Raw genomic sequence first — 16,574 nt, 5'->3', positions numbered from 1 at the left:
TGCGAGTAGCGTTCGGCGGGGGCTTCGTAAAAACCACCGATCCAGGCCGATGCCCCAGCTGTCTTGCCGCTACTCAGCGAACGGCAAACTCTCCTGCCCCACCGCGCGCATGCCGAACACGTTCAACGTCATCGCCACCAAGGCGTAGTAGCCGAGCAAGCCGACCAGGTTGATCACCACCTCGTGCCCAAAGCGCTCGAGCGCCTTCGCATACGTCGCGTCCGAGACCCGTTTCGTGTCGTACAACTCGCTCGCGAAATCGTAAATCAACGCATCGTCTGCATCGGCGAAGTCTGGGCGCTGCCCGTGCAGGAGCGCTTGCGCATCCGCTTCGGCCACGCCCGCTTCCAATGCGATCGGATAGTGGATGTACCACTCCGCCTGCGCCTGCCAACGCGCCGCGGTCACCAGGATCGTCAGCTCCGACAGGCGCAGCGGCAAGCCGGTCCGGTAGCGGCAGAACGCGCCGAGACGCTGCGCCTGCTGGGCAAGTTCCGGACTGTGAATCCAGCCGAGAAACGGCCCATTCAGATTGCCGCGCGGGCCGGACAGAATCTCGTCGAGCACGGCCTTTTGTTCGGGCGTGGCAGCGGACAGGTCGAAGCGAGGTAAACGCTCGGTCATCGCAATCTCACAGGAAGTGGCGAGTTACTGAATGGAAGCCAGCGCGCCGTCGATCGCGTCGGCCAGCCGGCTGACGATCTCGTCGATGTCGCGCGCGGTGCAGATGAACGGCGGCGCCAGCAGCACATGATCGCCGCTCTTGCCGTCGACCGTGCCGCCCATCGGATACACCATCAGTCCGCGTGCGAACGCCTCGCGCCGGATCGCCGCATGCAGTTTCAGCTGCGCGTCGAACGGGGTCTTGCTCGCGCGCTCCTTCACCAGTTCGACGCCGACAAAGAGACCCCGCCCGCGCACGTCGCCGATGTGCGGATGCTGCGCATAGTGCTCGCGCAACAGCCCGCGCAACTGTTCGCCTCGTGCCTGCACGTTGGGCAGCAGATGCTCGTCGGCGATCACGCGTTGCACTTCGAGCGCCGCGGCACACGCGGTCGCGTGGCCGATATAGGTGTGCCCGTGTTGAAAGAACCCCGACCCGCCGACGATCGCCCGGTAAATCCGCTCGCTCACCAGCGTCGCGCCGATCGGCTGATAGCCGGCGCCGAGTCCCTTGGCGATAGTCAGGATGTCCGGCGCGACGCCGTCTTCTTCGCACGCGTACAGATAGCCGGTGCGTCCCATACCCGACATGATCTCGTCGAGAATCAGCAGCACACCGTAGCGATCGCACACCGCACGGATCTTGCGAAAGTACTCGCGCACCGGCGGCACCGCGCCGGCTGTCGCACCCACCACCGTTTCCGCGACGAAGGCGGCCACCGTATCGGCGCCGAGTTCGAGGATCTTCTGTTCGAGTTCGTCGGCGAGACGCTGCGCGAACGCCTCTTCGGTTTCGCCAGCGTGCTGCTCGCGATACGCATAACAAGGGCTCACGTGGTGCGCTTCGATCAGGATCGGCAGAAACGGCTCGCGACGCCAAGCATTGCCACCGATCGCCAGCGCGCCCAGCGTGTTGCCGTGATAGCTCTGGCGGCGCGCGATAAAGTGACGGCGCTGCAACTCGCCCCTCTCGACAAAATACTGACGCGCCAGTTTCAGCGCCGCTTCGATCGCCTCCGATCCGCCGGACACGAAGTACACGTGTTCGAGCCCTTGCGGCGCGCTCGCCACCAGACGGTCGGCGAGTTCCTCGGCGGCCTCGGTCGTAAAGAACGAGGTGTGCGCATACGGCAACTGCTGCGCCTGCCGTTTGATCGCGTCGATCACGCGCTGGTTGCTATGACCGAGACACGAGACGGCGGCCCCGCCTGAGGCGTCGATATAACGCTTGCCGGTGGAATCGATGATCTCGATGCCTTCGCCGGCGACGGCAACCGGCAACGACTGCCTCGGCGAGCGGTGGAATACGGTGGACATGTTTTTTCCTTGTTAACCGGTCAGCGTGCCGGCCTGCAGAGGCGCAGTGCGTGCGATGAAGGTGTCGAATGCGAGATGGCCTTGCCGGAAAACCTGCATCGTCACACCCGTTTTCCCGATCTCGAAGAGCGCGGTAGCGAGCGTGTTTTCGTCGTCGGGGTCGAGTGGATCGTCGCGGTAGATCGGCAAGCCTGAAGGCGCACGATCGTGCAATACGTCGAGCAACGCCGCGGCGTTCAATGGACTGGCGAGCGCGGGCAGCAATTGTTCGACACGCGCCTGACGGTCGCGCGAGGAATCGGTGACGATTTGCGCTTCAGCCTCGCAACCCGTGTGAATCAGATGGTTCGCATGGCCGGCGAGGTTCGCAACGGTTTGCACGGAACATCGCTGCGCGGTTGCTTCAACACTCATGAGCCGCGCATCGCCCGCGCAGCCGAGCGTGTGATGAAAGCCGCTTGCAGCCGGCGCATCGCGCAATGTTCGCAGCGCTTCGTCGAGCGACGTTGCATCGAGCACCGCCCGCGCGAGGATCATCCGCGGCACGCCGGCGGTGGGCACGCGGATGCGCAGATTGTTGATCGCCTGCACCAGACCGGCGCGATTCGCGGCGAAGGTGTGTCCCGGCAAAGATCCCGGATAGTAGAAGCTTACAAAACCCGGCCTGCCGGCCGGTTGCACCTGAACCAGACAACAGCGCTCGCGCAAATAGGGATCGCCGTCTTCGTTGTGCGCGATGAAACGCGTGCTGCCGGCGGCCGCCAATGTCGTGCAGCCGTCCGGCGCGTTGTGAATCAGCTCGCCACGGCAATTCCACAGAAAGATGTCATCCGCGGACCAGCCGAGCCCCGCCGCCATGCCATCGAGTTCGACCAGCAGCGCCGGAAAATGCGCTTCGGCCGCCCGCCGCAGCTGCTGCACGACCGGATCGCCGCGCCACCGGCGAACCGCCTGCCACGCGCGGCTTTGCACCATGTATTCGGTGAACACCGGCCTGGCAAGCTCGCCCAACCGGTAGCCGATGTCATACGGCTCACCGGTCACCTGAAAAAGACTCAACTCCTGCGTCGACACCACCGTTTCGCACCCATTCAACAATCGATACGTCTTTATACTTTCAAACAACATTTGTTGTCAAACGGTACGGCCGTGATACGAACGAAGCAGCCCTGCTCCGTGGAAGCAATCCGCTTGAGTCAAATGAGGAAAATCAAGGCACATTCAACGCACATTCAAGGCACATACGCGCCCTTCGCATGCAACGACTGCTCGGCGATGCCGAGTTGCTCGACCGCGCCCGCCCCTTCGAGTGCGAGCAGATGCGCGACCAGCGATTCCGCGATCGCCGTGGCCGCCACCAGCGACGGAAAGAACGACGGGCTCTCGTGCGAGAAGATCAGCACCTTGTCGGCGTTCAGCGCGATCGGTGAAACCGCGCTGTCGGTAATCGCAATCAGCTTGCTGCCCTTTTCCAGCGCGGCTTCGGCGACGCGCGCCGCTTCCACCGAATACGGCGCGAAACTGATGACGACGGTGGCGCTATCGCGCTCGACCGTACGCAGCTGCATCTCCAGCGTGCCGGCTTCGCCGTTGAGCAGCGACACCGACGAGCGGAAAAACCGATAGCCGTAGACGAGACCGAAGGCCACCGCATAACACGAGCGAAAACCCGCCACATGTACATGCGGCGCGCGGCGCAGCAGACGCGCCGCTTCGACGATCGCGCGACCGTTGTGCGCGGCAGTGACTTCGAGGTTGTGTTGTTGCGCGACCAGCAGATCGTTCGCCAGCGCGTCTTTCGATTTGACCAGCGAGCGTGCGCGGCTGGTGAGAGGCTCGGGCCTGGTACGCACGCGCGCGACGAACAGGTTGCGCAATTCGTTCCAGCCGGGAAAACCGAGTTGCTGCGACAACCGCACCAGCGACGCCGGTTGCACCTGTGCCCGCTCGGCCACTTTGCGCATCGACGAGACCGCGACTTCGTCGGGATGATCGAGCAGGAAACCTGCGCCCATCTGGAACTGCGGACTCAGTTCGGAGAAGCGCGCCCGGATCAGGGCGGCGAGCTGGTCGAAACTGTCTGGCATGCGATATACCGGGCGAACGGTCGATAAGGATGACAACAAATGTTACCACCCGGGACATCGCATCCAACAGCAATTCCAGCGTGCTAGTTGTGGCTGCTTAGGCGTCTGCCTAAGTGCCGGGCTCAGTGCCTGGTTAAGCGTCCGGTTAAAGCAGGGCGACCACCCGTACGTCGCCCTGCTCGGCCGACGCGACGACCTTGGCGCCAATGCGCCGGAACGTGATCGACACGGACGCATCGCCCACCTGCAAATCGCCGACTTCGAGCCAGTCGATGCCTTCGGGCAGCATCGGCTGTTCGATCAGCACTTCGCGCCTGGTTGCGTCAATCGTGATGCCAAGACAGGCTTCGAGCATCATGAACGGCGACCCCGCAGCCCATGCCTGCGGCAGGCAGGCGACCGGATAGGCGGTGGGCGGCTCGCCGCGCCGCCGCGGGAAACCGCAGAACAGCTCGGGCAGGCGCATGTCGAAATTGACCGCCGCCTGGAACAACGCCTGCAACAGCTTCACCGCCGACGCCTTGCCGCCGTAGCGCGACAGGCCACGCGCGCAGAGAGCGTTGTCATGCGGCCAGACCGAGCCGTTGTGATACGCCATCGGGTTGAAGCGCGCCTGGCTCGCGGCCAGCGTGCGCACACCCCAGCCGGTGTGGAACAGCGTCGAGTCGAGCGCGCGCACCACCGCTTCGCCGCGCGCGCGCGCGGGCAGACCGAAGGCCAGCAGATGCCCCGCATTCGACGCCATCACACGGCACAGTTCGCCGTGTCCGTCGAGCGCGATGCCGTAGAAACCGGACTCTTCCATCCAGTACTTTTCTTCGACGCACTGGCGGATTTTTTTCGCCCGCTCCCGATAGTGCGCCGCCGGCTCGGACAGGCCACGCAGCTTGGCAAAATGCGCCATGGTATCGAACGCCGCGCTGGCGTACGCCTGCACCTCGACCAATGCGATCGGGCCGTCGGGAAAACGGCCGTCGGCGTGGAATACCGAATCGTGGCTGTCTTTCCAGCCTTGATTCGCGAGTCCTCCATCCGACTCGCGCTGATAGTCGAGCAGGCCGTAGGGGTTCTTGTCGCAGACGCCCGCGACCCACTGCGCCGCGCGCTCGAGCGCCGGCCACAATTCGTCGATCAACGCGAGGTCACCTGTGCGTGCCGCATAGGCGCCGGCCAGCACGATGAAGAGCGGCGTGCTGTCGACGCCGCCGTAGTACAGCGCGAACGGCACTTCGCCGGTCGCGGCCATTTCGCCCTTGCGCATCTCGTGCATGATCTTGCCGGGCGCGGCATCGCGAAACGGCGAATTCTTGCGCGCCTGATGCTCAGCGAGAAAACGCAGCACGCCGGCCGCCAATTGGGGTTGCAGCCAGAGCGTTTGCAACGACGTGATGACCGCGTCGCGGCCGAACGGCGTCGAAAACCAGGGGATGCCGGCATACGGATACGGGCCGGTGGCGAGATCGGTTGTCAGCAGACCGAGGTCGGCGAACGAGCGGTCGATCCACGCGTTGAACAGCGGATTGCTCGAACGAACGCGCGCGGTGGCGCGGCGCCGTTCGCGCATCACGAGGTGGGCGTCGACCAGCGCGGCACGCACCGCGGTGCGGCCGACTCGCGGGCGTTCCGCGTCGATTTGCGACAGATGGGCTTCGCTCAACGAGTGCGTCGGCCTGGCGACGCCCGCGCCGGGACTGTCCGCTTGCGCGACGACCTGCACGGCGACCGACAGATAGATCGACACGCACGCTTGCGCCGGCAGCTTCACGGTGTAGTCGGCGCGGTCGGCGAACAGCTTGTCCGGCTCCGGCGAGAAGGCGATCTGCACGTTGCGCGCCACATTGTCGAGGCCGATGTAGCCGAGCAGCACCTCGCGGTTCTCGATGCGAGCCGGTTCCACACGCCCCTGTTTATTGCGCTTGAGACCGCGCACTTCGAACATATCGCGGAAGTCGCTGGCGAAGGAGATCGACAGCGGTACCACGGCGTCGCTCGTGCCGTAGTTGGTGAGTTCGATTGCTTCGTTGAGCACGGTGCCGGACAGCACGCGTACGCGCTCGACGTGGATCACGCCTTCGGGGGTACTATCGCCGCCGAGCGGCGGCAACGGGCGGTTGGTCAGGTGCGCGGTGAAGGAGGTGTTGTCGCTGCTGACGCTGCCCGACAATAGGGACGGCGCGCGGCCGCCGAACGTGAGGCGCAGTTGCGAGAGGACACGGGTGTCGTTGACGAACAAGCCGTCGTCGTGGCCGGTGATATCGCCGAGGGGGTCGTTGACGATGAAAGTGTCACCCGACTTCAGTACGTGCTGGGTGGCGCTCGCGACGTTTAAATTTTCCGTCGGGATGAATGCGCCGTCCGGCTCGAGGTCGAGGTGGTCGATTCCGCCCGAGTGGGATAGGCCGCCGAGGGCTTCTGGCTGCTGCATCAGGGTCGCTCCTATGGTGTTCGCTTTTGCTTTCCGGTTTCGGGGTTCTGCCATCGCTTCCGATTGTAGAAGGTCTGTGCGTGTCAGACGACCTTAACATATGTGAGTTTCTGGGTTTTGTGGCATGGGAGATGCAGAGCTTTTTTTGTTTTGCCTGCGCGGCGCTTGTTTCTGTGTGCCTGCGGCGGTGGCCTTTCCTTGATTTCTTAGTGGTCTATTAGCGTCGCCCCTGTGCGGGGCAGGCACTTACTTTCTTTGCCGCCGCAAAGAAAGTAAGCAAAGAAAGCGGCTTCACACCGCTAACCCTTAAGCGGGTCGCCTGGCTTGGAGAAGGCAGTGGAGCATCTGGAATCGGTGCTCTCGCACACTCCGCGCTAGTGACAAGGCAGTCATACTTCCGGCGGCGCTGCGCGCGCCGTCGCGGTACTTCCCAACACCGATCGCAGATAGGCGCCTCCGGCATCATCCTTCCCGCCTCGCACTGCGTGCTCGCCGGAACGGTCTGCAAGGGAATCCAGTGGGTAATTCTTTTTTTGTGGGGAGCCATCGGCTTCGCCTCGGCGAAGTGCCGAAGTTTGGGAGTGCCAGCCACTATGCGGACGAAACGTCGGCGTTGAACCAGGCGGGCAGTTTTGCGAAGTACTGCCGAGCACCCAATCCGGCGCGCGGCTTTGCGAAGTACCGCCGAGCGCCGAAACCAACGGGCAGTTTGATGAAGTACCGCCACGGCGCGCGCAGCGCCGCCGGAAGAATGACTGCCTTGTCACCAGCGCGGAATGCGCGAGAACACCGATTCCAGATGGTCCGCTACCTCCTCCAAGCCAGGGGACCCGCTTAAGGGTTAGCGGTGTGAAGCCGCTTTCTTTGCTTACTTTCTTTGCGGCGGCAAAGAAAGTAAGTGCCTGCCCCGCACAGGGGCGACGCTAATAAACCAATATCAAATCAAGGAAAGGCCAACACCGCAGGCACACAGAACACGAGCGCCGCGAAGGCAAAAAAACTACCTTTGCTCGATCCGTTTAGCCTCGCGCTGCGTTTGCCCAACAAACAACTGCCGTGGGCGCCCAATCTTCTGCTCCGGATCAGCAATCATCTCATTCCACTGCGCAATCCATCCAACGGTGCGAGCCATCGCAAAGATACAGGTAAACATCGCCGTAGGGATACCTAAAGCCCGCTGCACGATGCCAGAATAAAAATCAACATTCGGATACAGCTTCCGCGACACGAAGTAGTCGTCCTCGAGAGCGATCTTCTCGAGCGCCATCGCGAGCTTGAACAGCGGGTCGTCATGCAGCCCCAACTCTTCCAGTACTTCGTGGCAAGTCTCCCGCATCAGCTTCGCACGAGGATCGTAATTCTTATACACACGGTGGCCAAAACCCATCAGCTTCACGCCGGAGTTCTTGTCCTTCACCTTCGCAATGAACTCGGGAATGTTGTCGACCGAGCCAATCTCCTCCAGCATATTCAGCGCAGCTTCATTCGCGCCGCCATGCGCCGGGCCCCACAAGCAAGCAATACCCGCCGCAATGCAAGCAAACGGGTTCGCACCCGATGAACCCGCCAACCGAACCGTCGAGGTCGAAGCATTCTGCTCATGATCGGCGTGCAAGATCAGAATGCGATCAAGTGCCCGCACTAGCACGTCGTTGACCTTATATTCCTCCGCCGGATTGGCGAACATCATCCGCATGAAGTTCGCGCTGTACGACAAGTCGTTCTTCGGATACACGAACGGCTGGCCCACGGTGTACTTATATGCCATTGCCACCAGCGTCGGCAGCTTGGCGATCATGCGAATCGCCGACACGTCGCGGTGCAGCGGGTTATTGATGTCCAGCGAGTCGTGATAAAACGCCGACAACGCACCCACCGCCGCCACCAGAATCGCCATCGGGTGCGCGTCGCGGCGGAAGCCACGGAAGAAGAAATGCATCTGCTCGTGAACCATCGTGTGCTGCGTGACAGTCTTCACGAACTCTTCCTTCGCCTGCGCAGTCGGCAGCTCGCCCTTCAGCAACAGATAACAGGTTTCGAGGAAGTCGGCGTTTTGCGCGAGATTGTCGATCGGGTAGCCGCGATATAGCAGCTCGCCCTTGTCACCATCGATATACGTGATCTCTGAATTGCAGGCCGCCGTCGACATGAAACCCGGGTCGTAGGTGAACTTGCCCGTCTGGCCATACAGTTTGCGGATGTCGATGACATCCGGCCCAAGCGTACCCTGGTAAATCGGCAATTCAATCGTCTGGTCGCTGTCGGAAAAGCTCAGCGTTGCGTGTGTCTTCGAGTTCATCTACACGTTTCCTTTCACTGTCATATCGCACACGTGCCGGCATGCTCGATCGTCGCTCGTCACGCATGCTCAGGCTCCGCTTCGCATTCTACGGTTCGATGATGCATTGATTGCGCCGATTGACCGCAACAATCCATCTCGACTGGCGCAACATTCGTTGCCTGAAAAGCCACGTGCAAATACCGGGCAGAAATGCACTGCACACGCGCATTGCACACGCAAACCTGCCCTGCCAGCCAAATGAAAGTTGGTGCGCGCAATGCAACAATGTTTTGCGGCTGTCGAGCAGCACAAGTGCGGCGGCTCTGCGATACTGGATCCGTGTTTTGCTTCCCCTGCAAGCACATCGCTGTCTTTGGCCCGCCGTCCTACGGCGGGCTTTTTTAATCAGCCAGAAGAACAGGAAGGACCCGATGAATGCCTCTCTCGAAACGCTGTTTCCGGATCACGTCCACAACGAAGACAGCATCGTCACCGCGCTGAATCATCAGGACATCGTCGTCGCCTTGTCGGCGGCGCTGAAGACGCAAAACGTCGCGGTGCTGCATATGCTCTATCCGCGTACCGACGCACGCACCCATCACAGTCTCGATGCGCTGGTGAACGTATTGCACGGCCACGGTCTGCATGAAGTGGCTGACCTGATCGCGCGGGAAGCGCACTACCTGCTGTTCAAAGACCCGGTAAAGGCGTGGAAAGCATTCCACGAAATTCGCAACGACTCGCTCGCGATCGGCGTGCATCTGTATTATCACGGCCTCGTTGGCGAAGCAGCGGAACGCGCACTCGATACCGACGCGCATCGCAAAGCTTGAGCTTCATACGTTCTGACCCGCGCGTGCTGATCACCCGCGCGCGCATCGCTGTGCGGAACTCAGCGCGCGTTCATTGCTGCTCATTGCGCGCTCAGCGTGCACTCATTGCACGGATGAATTCATCAACATAGCGATTGAACGCGGCCGGATGCGCGAGGCTCATCCCGTGCGACGCGCCGCGCACCGTTTCGCGGCGCGCGTCCGGCAGCCACGATTGCAGTGCGGTTGCCGTGCGCCGGAACATGTCCGGGCTCTTTTCGCCGTCGATCAGCAGCACCGGGCAGCGTACCTCGGCCGCCTCCTCCGGCACGTACGCGGGCAACGGGTCGCGGAACTGGCGCGCGAGCGTGTGCGCGTTGTCGGTCGCCATCCTGCGAAAACCCGGCGTGCTCATCGCCCAGAAGCCGGGCCGGCTCACCGAATCGACGAACAACTGCAAGCCGGCATCCACTTCGCCTGCTTCGATCAGCTGCGCGGCTTTGGCGCGCAACGCGTTAACTGTCTCCGGCAAACGCGCGGGTGGCCTCCCGGCGATCTGCAACGGACCGCCGGGATCGGCCAGCGTCAAGGTGCGCACCTGTTCGGGATGGCGCCGCGCGAAATGATAGGCCACGCAGCCGCCGCGCGAATGCCCCACCACGTGCGCCGGCCCTGCGCCGCAACGTTCGATGAACTCGGCCACTTCATCCGCATGCCCGCTCCAACTGAACGGCAGGTCCGGCTCGGTATCGGTCACCGGCCAGTAGTGCGTGAGACTCACTGCGACACAGCGGTAATGCTTCGAAAGTCCGGCGAGTTGCGGTTGCCAATAGCGGTAATCGCACAGCGAGCCGTGCACGAACAGCAGCAGTTCGCCCTCGCCGGCTTCCACGTAGGGCATGCGCAAACGACTTTGCAGTTCGATAAAAGATGGAGACGAAGCAGAAACAGGTTGATTCACAGGCGGATTCACGGGCGGCGCGGCAACGCCTGAATGCAGCGATGCCTGCTCGAAAAAATCGGGGAAAGGAAAGCGAGCGTGCGTCCCGGCAAATGGGACGCGTCGCGTATTGTCACATTGGCGTCAAATGTACGCCGAAGCTTGCGTCGTACGGCGCGCGATGCGCGGTACGCCACTGCCGCGGCACGTCACTCGTACGCGCATTCATCCAGCAAACCGGCCGCCACCGCCGCAGCCGCGCCGCGCACCGCGCAAGTCAGCGGTTCGTCGGCGACGCGGACACCCAGGCCCAGTTCATTGGTCAGCCGCTGGCCAAGGTTGCCGAGCAGCGCGCCGCCACCGGTCAGCACAATGCCGCTGTGCGCGATATCGGTCACCAGCTCGGCCGGCGCCGTTTCGAGCGCGCGCTTCACCGCGCCGATCACCTGACGCAGCGGGCCGTCGATCGCGTCGGCGATATCGTGGTTGCTCAGCTGAACCGTGCGCGGCAGGCCGTCGTCGACGCTGCGCCCGGTGGCGTTCATGTACGCAATCGGCACGTCACGCACGGCCGTACCGATGCTTTTCTTCACATGCTCGGCGGTTTGCTCGCCTAGCAGCACGCCGTACAGATTGCGCACGTAATTGACGATCGCCATGTCGAAGCTGTCGCCGCCGACGCGAATCGAGCCGCTATACGCCATGCCACCCAGCGCGATCACGCCGACTTCGGTGGTGCCGCCGCCGATATCGACCACCATCGAACCGCTCGCCTCCGACACCGGCAGGCCCGCGCCGACCGCCGACGCCAGCGATTCACCGATCAGACTCACCTTCCACGCGCCGGCCGCCACCGCGGCTTCCTTGATCGCGCGACGCTCGACCTGGGTCGCGCCCGCCGGCACGCACAGCGTGAAAGCCGCGCGGCGGCTGAACAGCGGCCGCGGGCGCGCAATGTCGACGAATTGCCGGATCATATGCTCGGCGGCCGAGAAATTGGCGATGACGCCGTGCCGCATCGGCCGCACTGCCTCGAGATTGCGCGGCGCCCTGCCGAGCAGTTGCCGCGCTTCGGTGCCAACCGCGGCAACGCGCTTTTGTCCGGCGGCAGGCTGTTTCTCGAAGCAGACGACCGACGGCTGATTCAGCACGATGCCGCCGTCGTCGGTATAGATCAGGGTGTTGGCCGTGCCGAGGTCCACCGCCACGGCATGACGGAACAAGCGATCGAAAAGCGGGTAATGCGGCGTCGGTCTGGCCATAGGAAGGCTCTGGTATGTCGTTATCCGCCCTTGCCGGGCAGTCTGGAAAATGCGCCCCCGGTCACCCGTGCCGCGTGGTTCGCCCTGACGGGCGCTGCGCGATCCGCGCGGCGGGGGTGATTCTCATGCTAATGAGCAGTTAACGGCAAGCAGATCAAATTCTTTAGACCAATTTTTCAATCAGGGCCGTGTCAGTCTCGCGACAACGGACCCAGCACGCTCACCAGCGCCTCGCGCCCGAGCTCGACGCCGTCGGCATTAATCGTATGACCAGTGCCGGACAGCACGTAGGCGTCGACGGTGTAGCCGGCGTTGCTGAAGGCATCGGCGGCGCGTTCGAGCTCCCGCACCGGAATCACTTCGTCTTCTTCGCCATGCACCAGCGTGAGCGGCGTGCCGTTTTGCGCGACGATCGCCGAGGCGAGCCGCCCGGAATACGCGACGACAGCGGCAGCGCCTTGCGCGCTGGTCGCCACGTGATGCATCGACATGATCGAGCCTTGCGAAAAGCCTACCAGTGCAAGCCGGCTGAAATCCAGCTGCCAGTGCGCCAGTTCGGCTTCGAGCATGCGCCGCAGCGCCGGATAGGCCGCGGCGACGCGCGCCTCGCGGTTGGCCTCGACGACCTCGCGCAGGCTGAACCACTGACGCCCGCCGAAGCCGCCGTCGAATGCCTCGCTGCCGTCGAGCGACGCGAAGGCGACGTCCGGCAAGGACTCGCTCCAGATGTCCGCGAGCGGCATCAGATCGCGTGCATTGCTGCCGACGCCGTGCAGCAGCACCACCAATGCCTTGGCAGGCGCATTGGCCGGCGCGCGCCGCCAGCCGTGTTCGAATTGCTCCCAGGCCATATCCGTTTCCTTCCTCTCTGTGCTCTCGGTTCGTGTTTCTGCGCGCGCGGCAAACCGCGCGGCAACGTGTTGCCTCTGGCGCGAGGATACGCTGCCAGATTGCTTTCTGCCGTGAGTTTGCCGTCATGCCTGCCCGCGCCGACCACGTCAACACGTGAATGCAGGTATGCTTTTGCGAGCGGTGAATGGACCATCCGTAGGTTTTCCGTCCGGAGAATTGATTGAGCCAGCCCACTTCCGCGCCAACCGCCGCGCCGCCGGCCTCGCCACCGCCGTTAAAAGGCGGCCAACTGGTTCTGGCGACCATCGCCGTCGCGCTCGCCACCTTCATGAATGTGCTCGACACGTCGATTGCGAACGTCGCGATCCCGACCATTTCGGGCAACCTCGGCGTCTCGGTCGACGAGGGCACGTGGGTCATCACGGTATTCGCCGCCGCCAACGCGGTGTCGATTCCACTGACCGGCTGGCTCACGCAGCGCTTCGGCCAGGTGAAGCTGTTCGTCGGCGCGATTCTGATGTTCGTGCTGGCTTCGTGGCTGTGCGGCATTGCGCCGACGCTGCCGATCCTGCTGGTCGCGCGAGTCTTCCAGGGCGCCGTGGCCGGCCCGCTGATTCCGCTGTCGCAAGCGATTCTGCTCGGCTCCTATCCCAAGGAGAAAGCGTCGACCGCACTCGCCTTATGGGCCATGACGGCGACCGTCGGCCCGATTGCCGGCCCTGCGCTCGGCGGCTGGATCACGGATAGTTACAGCTGGTCGTGGATCTTCTACATCAACATTCCGGTCGGCATTTTCGCGGCCGGCGTCACGTGGATGATCTACCGCACCCGCGAATCCGCCATCAGAAAACCGCCGATCGACGTGGTCGGCCTCGGTTTGCTGATTACCTGGGTCGCCTCGTTGCAGATCATGCTCGACAAGGGCAAGGACCTCGACTGGTTCTCGTCGCCGGTGATCGTGATTCTGGGCATCACGGCGCTGATCAGCTTTGCGTTTTTCCTCGTGTGGGAGCTGACCGAGGAGAATCCGATCGTCGATTTGCGGCTCTTCACGCAACGTAACTTCCTCGGCGGCACGATTGCGATTTCGGTCGCCTATGGCGTGTTCTTCGGCAACCTGGTGCTGCTTCCGCAATGGATGCAGGAGTATCTGAACTACCGCTCGGTGGATGCGGGGCTGGTGACCGCGCCGCTAGGCATCTTCGCGGTGCTGCTCGCGCCGGTGATGGGCCGTGTGCTGCCGCGCTCCGACGCGCGCGTCATCGCCACGCTCGCGTTTATCGGCTTCGCGATCGTGTTCTATATGCGCTCGAAGTACGTGATCGAAATCGACACGTGGCACCTCGTGTTACCCACGCTGCTGCAAGGCATTCCGATGGCGCTGTTCTTCGTGCCGCTGACGTCGATCATTCTGTCCGGCCAGCCGCCGAACAGGATTCCGGCGGCGGCGGGTCTGTCGAATTTCGTGCGGGTGTTTTGCGGCGCGGTGGGCACCTCGATCGCCGGCAACGAGTGGAACAACCGCACGGTGCTGCATCACGAGCGGCTCACTGAACGCGCCACCGTCGATAACCCGCTTTTCAATCAGCAGATCGATTCGACCCAGTCGCTGTTGCATCTGAATACGCAATCGGCGCATGCGCTGTTCGACTTCACCGTGAACACGCAGGCCGCGATGATGGGTTTGAACGACATCTTCTATGTGTCGGCAATCATTTTCATTCTGATCATTCCGCTGATCTGGATTACGCGGCCGGCCAAAGGCGGCGGCGGCCCGGATGCGGCGGGCGCGCACTGAGGGCGACGGTAGGGTGGCGCTTCGAATGCGCGAAACGGCGCGTTTTGTGCAGCTACTTTTGCGCCACTACCTCAGCGGAAATAGCGCGCCGGGGTGTCGCCGAACGCCTCGCGGAACACTGCGATAAACGACGACACATCGCTGTAGCCTACTTCCAACGCCACCTGCGTGACACTGGCGCCGGCGCCCAGGCGCTCGAGTGCAACGAGCAGCCGCAATTGCTGGCGCCACTGGCCGAAGGTCTGCCCGGTCTCCTTGACGAACAGGCGAGCCGCGGTGCGAGCGGTGACGCCGGCGGCTGCCGCCAGATCCTCGAGCACCGCCTGCTCCGCCGGGTTGGCGTTCAGCGCATCGGCGATCCGCTGGGTGCGCGGATCGCGTGGCCAGTGCACCGCCAGCGGCGCGGCGGGCAAGCCCGGCAGCCGGTCCAGCAACACCTGTATGAGGCGCCTGGACTGCGCATCGAGCGGTTGGTCCTTCGGCAAATCGGCCGCTGCCATCAGCAAGGCCTCCACCAGCCGGTCGAGTACAACCGCGCCGCCCTGTTCGGCCAGCGGCACGGCATCCGCATCGGCATACAGTGAGTAGAGGTGCACCGGCTCGGCCGCGGCCAGGCGATGCAACACATTCGGCATCATCCAGACCACATGGCCCGGCGGCACGACCCACCGTCCGGTTTCGGTGCGCACGGTCAGCACGCCTTCGTTCGCATGAATCAGGCGCGCGCGCCGGTACGCGTGCCACGGCTCGTCCAGCGCGTCGTACCGCTCCTCGACCACGAATACCGAACGCTCGAAGCTGTCCGGATCGAAGGCTCCCATGATGGATGTCCGTTTTGCCCGGTTGCAGTTGGAAAGGCAGCAAGATTAGCATAGTCGTCGCGAAGCAGTGTTCGAGCCCGGCAGCGCCGCGCCGGACAAACAATTCGCTTCAGGTTGCCAGTAAAATCGCGGCTTCAACGCGCCGAGCCCAATGAACTACTCATCCATCCTCGAACAGATTCATCGCGATCTCCAGCCTTATCTGGGCACCGGCAAGGTCGCCGATTACATTCCGGAACTGGCGAAAATCCCCGCCGACAGCTTCGGCATGGCGATCGTCACGAACTCGGGCGAAGTGTTTCGCACCGGCGCCGCCGACACGCGTTTTTCCATTCAGAGCATCTCCAAGCTGTTCGCCTGCACGATGGCGTTCCGGCTGCTCGGCGACGCATTGTGGCAGCGCGTCGGGCGTGAGCCATCCGGTACCGCCTTCAATTCGCTGGTCCAGCTCGAAGCCGAACAGGGCAAGCCGCGCAATCCGTTCATTAATGCCGGCGCGCTTGTCGTCACCGATGTGCTGTGCCGCCGTTTCGTGCAAGCCGAGACGGCGCTGGTCGAATTCATGCGGCGTCTGACCGGCGAAACCAGCATTGACTACGATTCGCGTGTCGCCCAGTCCGAATTGCAGCACGCTCACCGCAACCGGGCGATGGCGCACTTCATGGCGAGCTTCGGCAACATGGAAATGCCGCCGCAAGTGGTGGTCGACGCTTATTGCCGGCAGTGCGCGATTTCGATGAGCTGTGTCGAACTGGCGAAGGCGGCGCTGTTTTTGAGCAACCACGGGATTGTGCCCTCCACCGGCGAACGGATTCTCGACACCAGTTCCGCCAAGCGACTATCGGCGCTGATGCTGACTTGCGGCACCTACGATGCGGCGGGCGATTTCGTCTATCGGGTCGGCTTGCCGGCGAAAAGCGGCGTGGGCGGTGGGATCGTCGCCGTGCTGCCGGGCGAGATGGCCGTGTGCGTGTGGTCACCGGGGCTCGATAGCAATGGCAATTCGCTGGCCGGCGTGCTGGCATTGGAATGGTTGACCACGCTTACCGCGCAGTCGATTTTTTGATACCACTCGCGCAGACACCCCAAAAAGTTTGGGGTGTCCGTATTTGCTGGTTGATGCCGGGGTTCTCTGTTGAATTGCAAAAATTGGGCACACTAACCGTGCGCCGCTCGGCGGACGCATTTCGACCCGGAGCAGCCGGTCGAGTCGCCAGAGGTTCAACGGCCGGTATCAAACGTCGAGCAGTCGCACGGTACGATCACTCACGGACAATAGGTCTGCCTACGCATTCCGGGCGGGCGCCGGCCCTTGT

At 63.0% G+C, this 16,574-nt stretch carries 13 protein-coding genes; 3 read left to right on the top strand and 10 right to left on the bottom strand.

All coding sequences use genetic code 11. The features are described 5' to 3' along the window. Window positions 1–69: 69 nt before the first annotated feature. The 6 genes from WN982_RS29015 to gltA all read right to left on the bottom strand — a co-directional run bounded on the left by WN982_RS29015 (window position 70) and on the right by gltA (window position 8,791). Entirely contained in the window at window positions 70–624 is a 555-nt protein-coding gene (locus WN982_RS29015) for a carboxymuconolactone decarboxylase family protein (protein WP_341319010.1), read from the bottom strand. A 24-nt stretch (window positions 625–648) separates the two neighbouring features. Further along, window positions 649–1,980 carry an aspartate aminotransferase family protein gene (locus WN982_RS29010; RefSeq protein WP_341319009.1) on the bottom strand — a complete coding sequence of 444 codons (1,332 nt, stop codon included), beginning with the start codon at window positions 1,978–1,980 and terminating at the stop codon, window positions 649–651. Window positions 1,981–1,992: 12 nt separating this feature from the next. Continuing rightward, window positions 1,993–3,108, bottom strand: coding sequence for a C45 family peptidase (locus tag WN982_RS29005; RefSeq protein WP_341319008.1), 1,116 nt, complete (start codon window positions 3,106–3,108; stop codon window positions 1,993–1,995). A gap of 104 nt (window positions 3,109–3,212) precedes the next feature. Next, a complete protein-coding gene (locus tag WN982_RS29000) occupies window positions 3,213–4,067 on the bottom strand; it encodes a MurR/RpiR family transcriptional regulator (protein ID WP_341319007.1) in 855 nt (284 codons plus the stop codon). A gap of 145 nt (window positions 4,068–4,212) precedes the next feature. Then, window positions 4,213–6,492 (bottom strand): amylo-alpha-1,6-glucosidase, encoded by a 2,280-nt coding sequence (locus tag WN982_RS28995; RefSeq protein ID WP_341319006.1) that lies wholly within the window; start codon window positions 6,490–6,492, stop codon window positions 4,213–4,215. A gap of 1,000 nt (window positions 6,493–7,492) precedes the next feature. Then, window positions 7,493–8,791, bottom strand: a complete 1,299-nt coding sequence (gene gltA / locus WN982_RS28990; RefSeq protein ID WP_341319005.1) for a citrate synthase — start codon at window positions 8,789–8,791, stop codon at window positions 7,493–7,495. Between the two features lie 413 nt (window positions 8,792–9,204). Between gltA and WN982_RS28985 the strand changes: the two genes are divergently transcribed. Beyond that, window positions 9,205–9,606, top strand: a complete 402-nt coding sequence (locus WN982_RS28985; protein WP_341319004.1) for a hypothetical protein — start codon at window positions 9,205–9,207, stop codon at window positions 9,604–9,606. Between the two features lie 91 nt (window positions 9,607–9,697). On the opposite strand, the gene WN982_RS28980 is transcribed toward WN982_RS28985, so the two are convergent. From WN982_RS28980 to WN982_RS28970, 3 genes are all read right to left on the bottom strand, one after another. Then, on the bottom strand, window positions 9,698–10,486 hold the full coding sequence (locus WN982_RS28980; protein ID WP_341319003.1) for an alpha/beta hydrolase: 789 nt from the start codon (window positions 10,484–10,486) through the stop codon (window positions 9,698–9,700). A 248-nt stretch (window positions 10,487–10,734) separates the two neighbouring features. Continuing rightward, entirely contained in the window at window positions 10,735–11,787 is a 1,053-nt protein-coding gene (locus WN982_RS28975; RefSeq protein WP_341319002.1) for a rod shape-determining protein, read from the bottom strand. A 191-nt stretch (window positions 11,788–11,978) separates the two neighbouring features. Beyond that, window positions 11,979–12,638 carry a dienelactone hydrolase family protein gene (locus tag WN982_RS28970; RefSeq protein WP_341319001.1) on the bottom strand — a complete coding sequence of 220 codons (660 nt, stop codon included), beginning with the start codon at window positions 12,636–12,638 and terminating at the stop codon, window positions 11,979–11,981. 221 nt (window positions 12,639–12,859) lie between these two features. Between WN982_RS28970 and WN982_RS28965 the strand changes: the two genes are divergently transcribed. Further along, entirely contained in the window at window positions 12,860–14,437 is a 1,578-nt protein-coding gene (locus tag WN982_RS28965; protein ID WP_341319000.1) for a DHA2 family efflux MFS transporter permease subunit, read from the top strand. A 71-nt stretch (window positions 14,438–14,508) separates the two neighbouring features. Here WN982_RS28965 and WN982_RS28960 read toward each other — a convergent pair whose 3' ends face one another. Further along, window positions 14,509–15,261 (bottom strand): helix-turn-helix transcriptional regulator, encoded by a 753-nt coding sequence (locus tag WN982_RS28960; protein ID WP_341319455.1) that lies wholly within the window; start codon window positions 15,259–15,261, stop codon window positions 14,509–14,511. A 148-nt stretch (window positions 15,262–15,409) separates the two neighbouring features. Here WN982_RS28960 and WN982_RS28955 point away from each other — a divergent pair, with 148 nt between their 5' ends. Further along, window positions 15,410–16,324, top strand: a complete 915-nt coding sequence (locus tag WN982_RS28955) for a glutaminase (RefSeq protein ID WP_341318999.1) — start codon at window positions 15,410–15,412, stop codon at window positions 16,322–16,324. Window positions 16,325–16,574 lie beyond the last annotated feature (250 nt).

It is taken from the genome of Paraburkholderia sp. IMGN_8 (genome assembly GCF_038050405.1).
Lineage (GTDB): Bacteria > Pseudomonadota > Gammaproteobacteria > Burkholderiales > Burkholderiaceae > Paraburkholderia.
The sequence above is the reverse complement of the archived record's forward strand: the minus strand, read 5'-3'. Positions and strand labels throughout refer to the sequence as shown.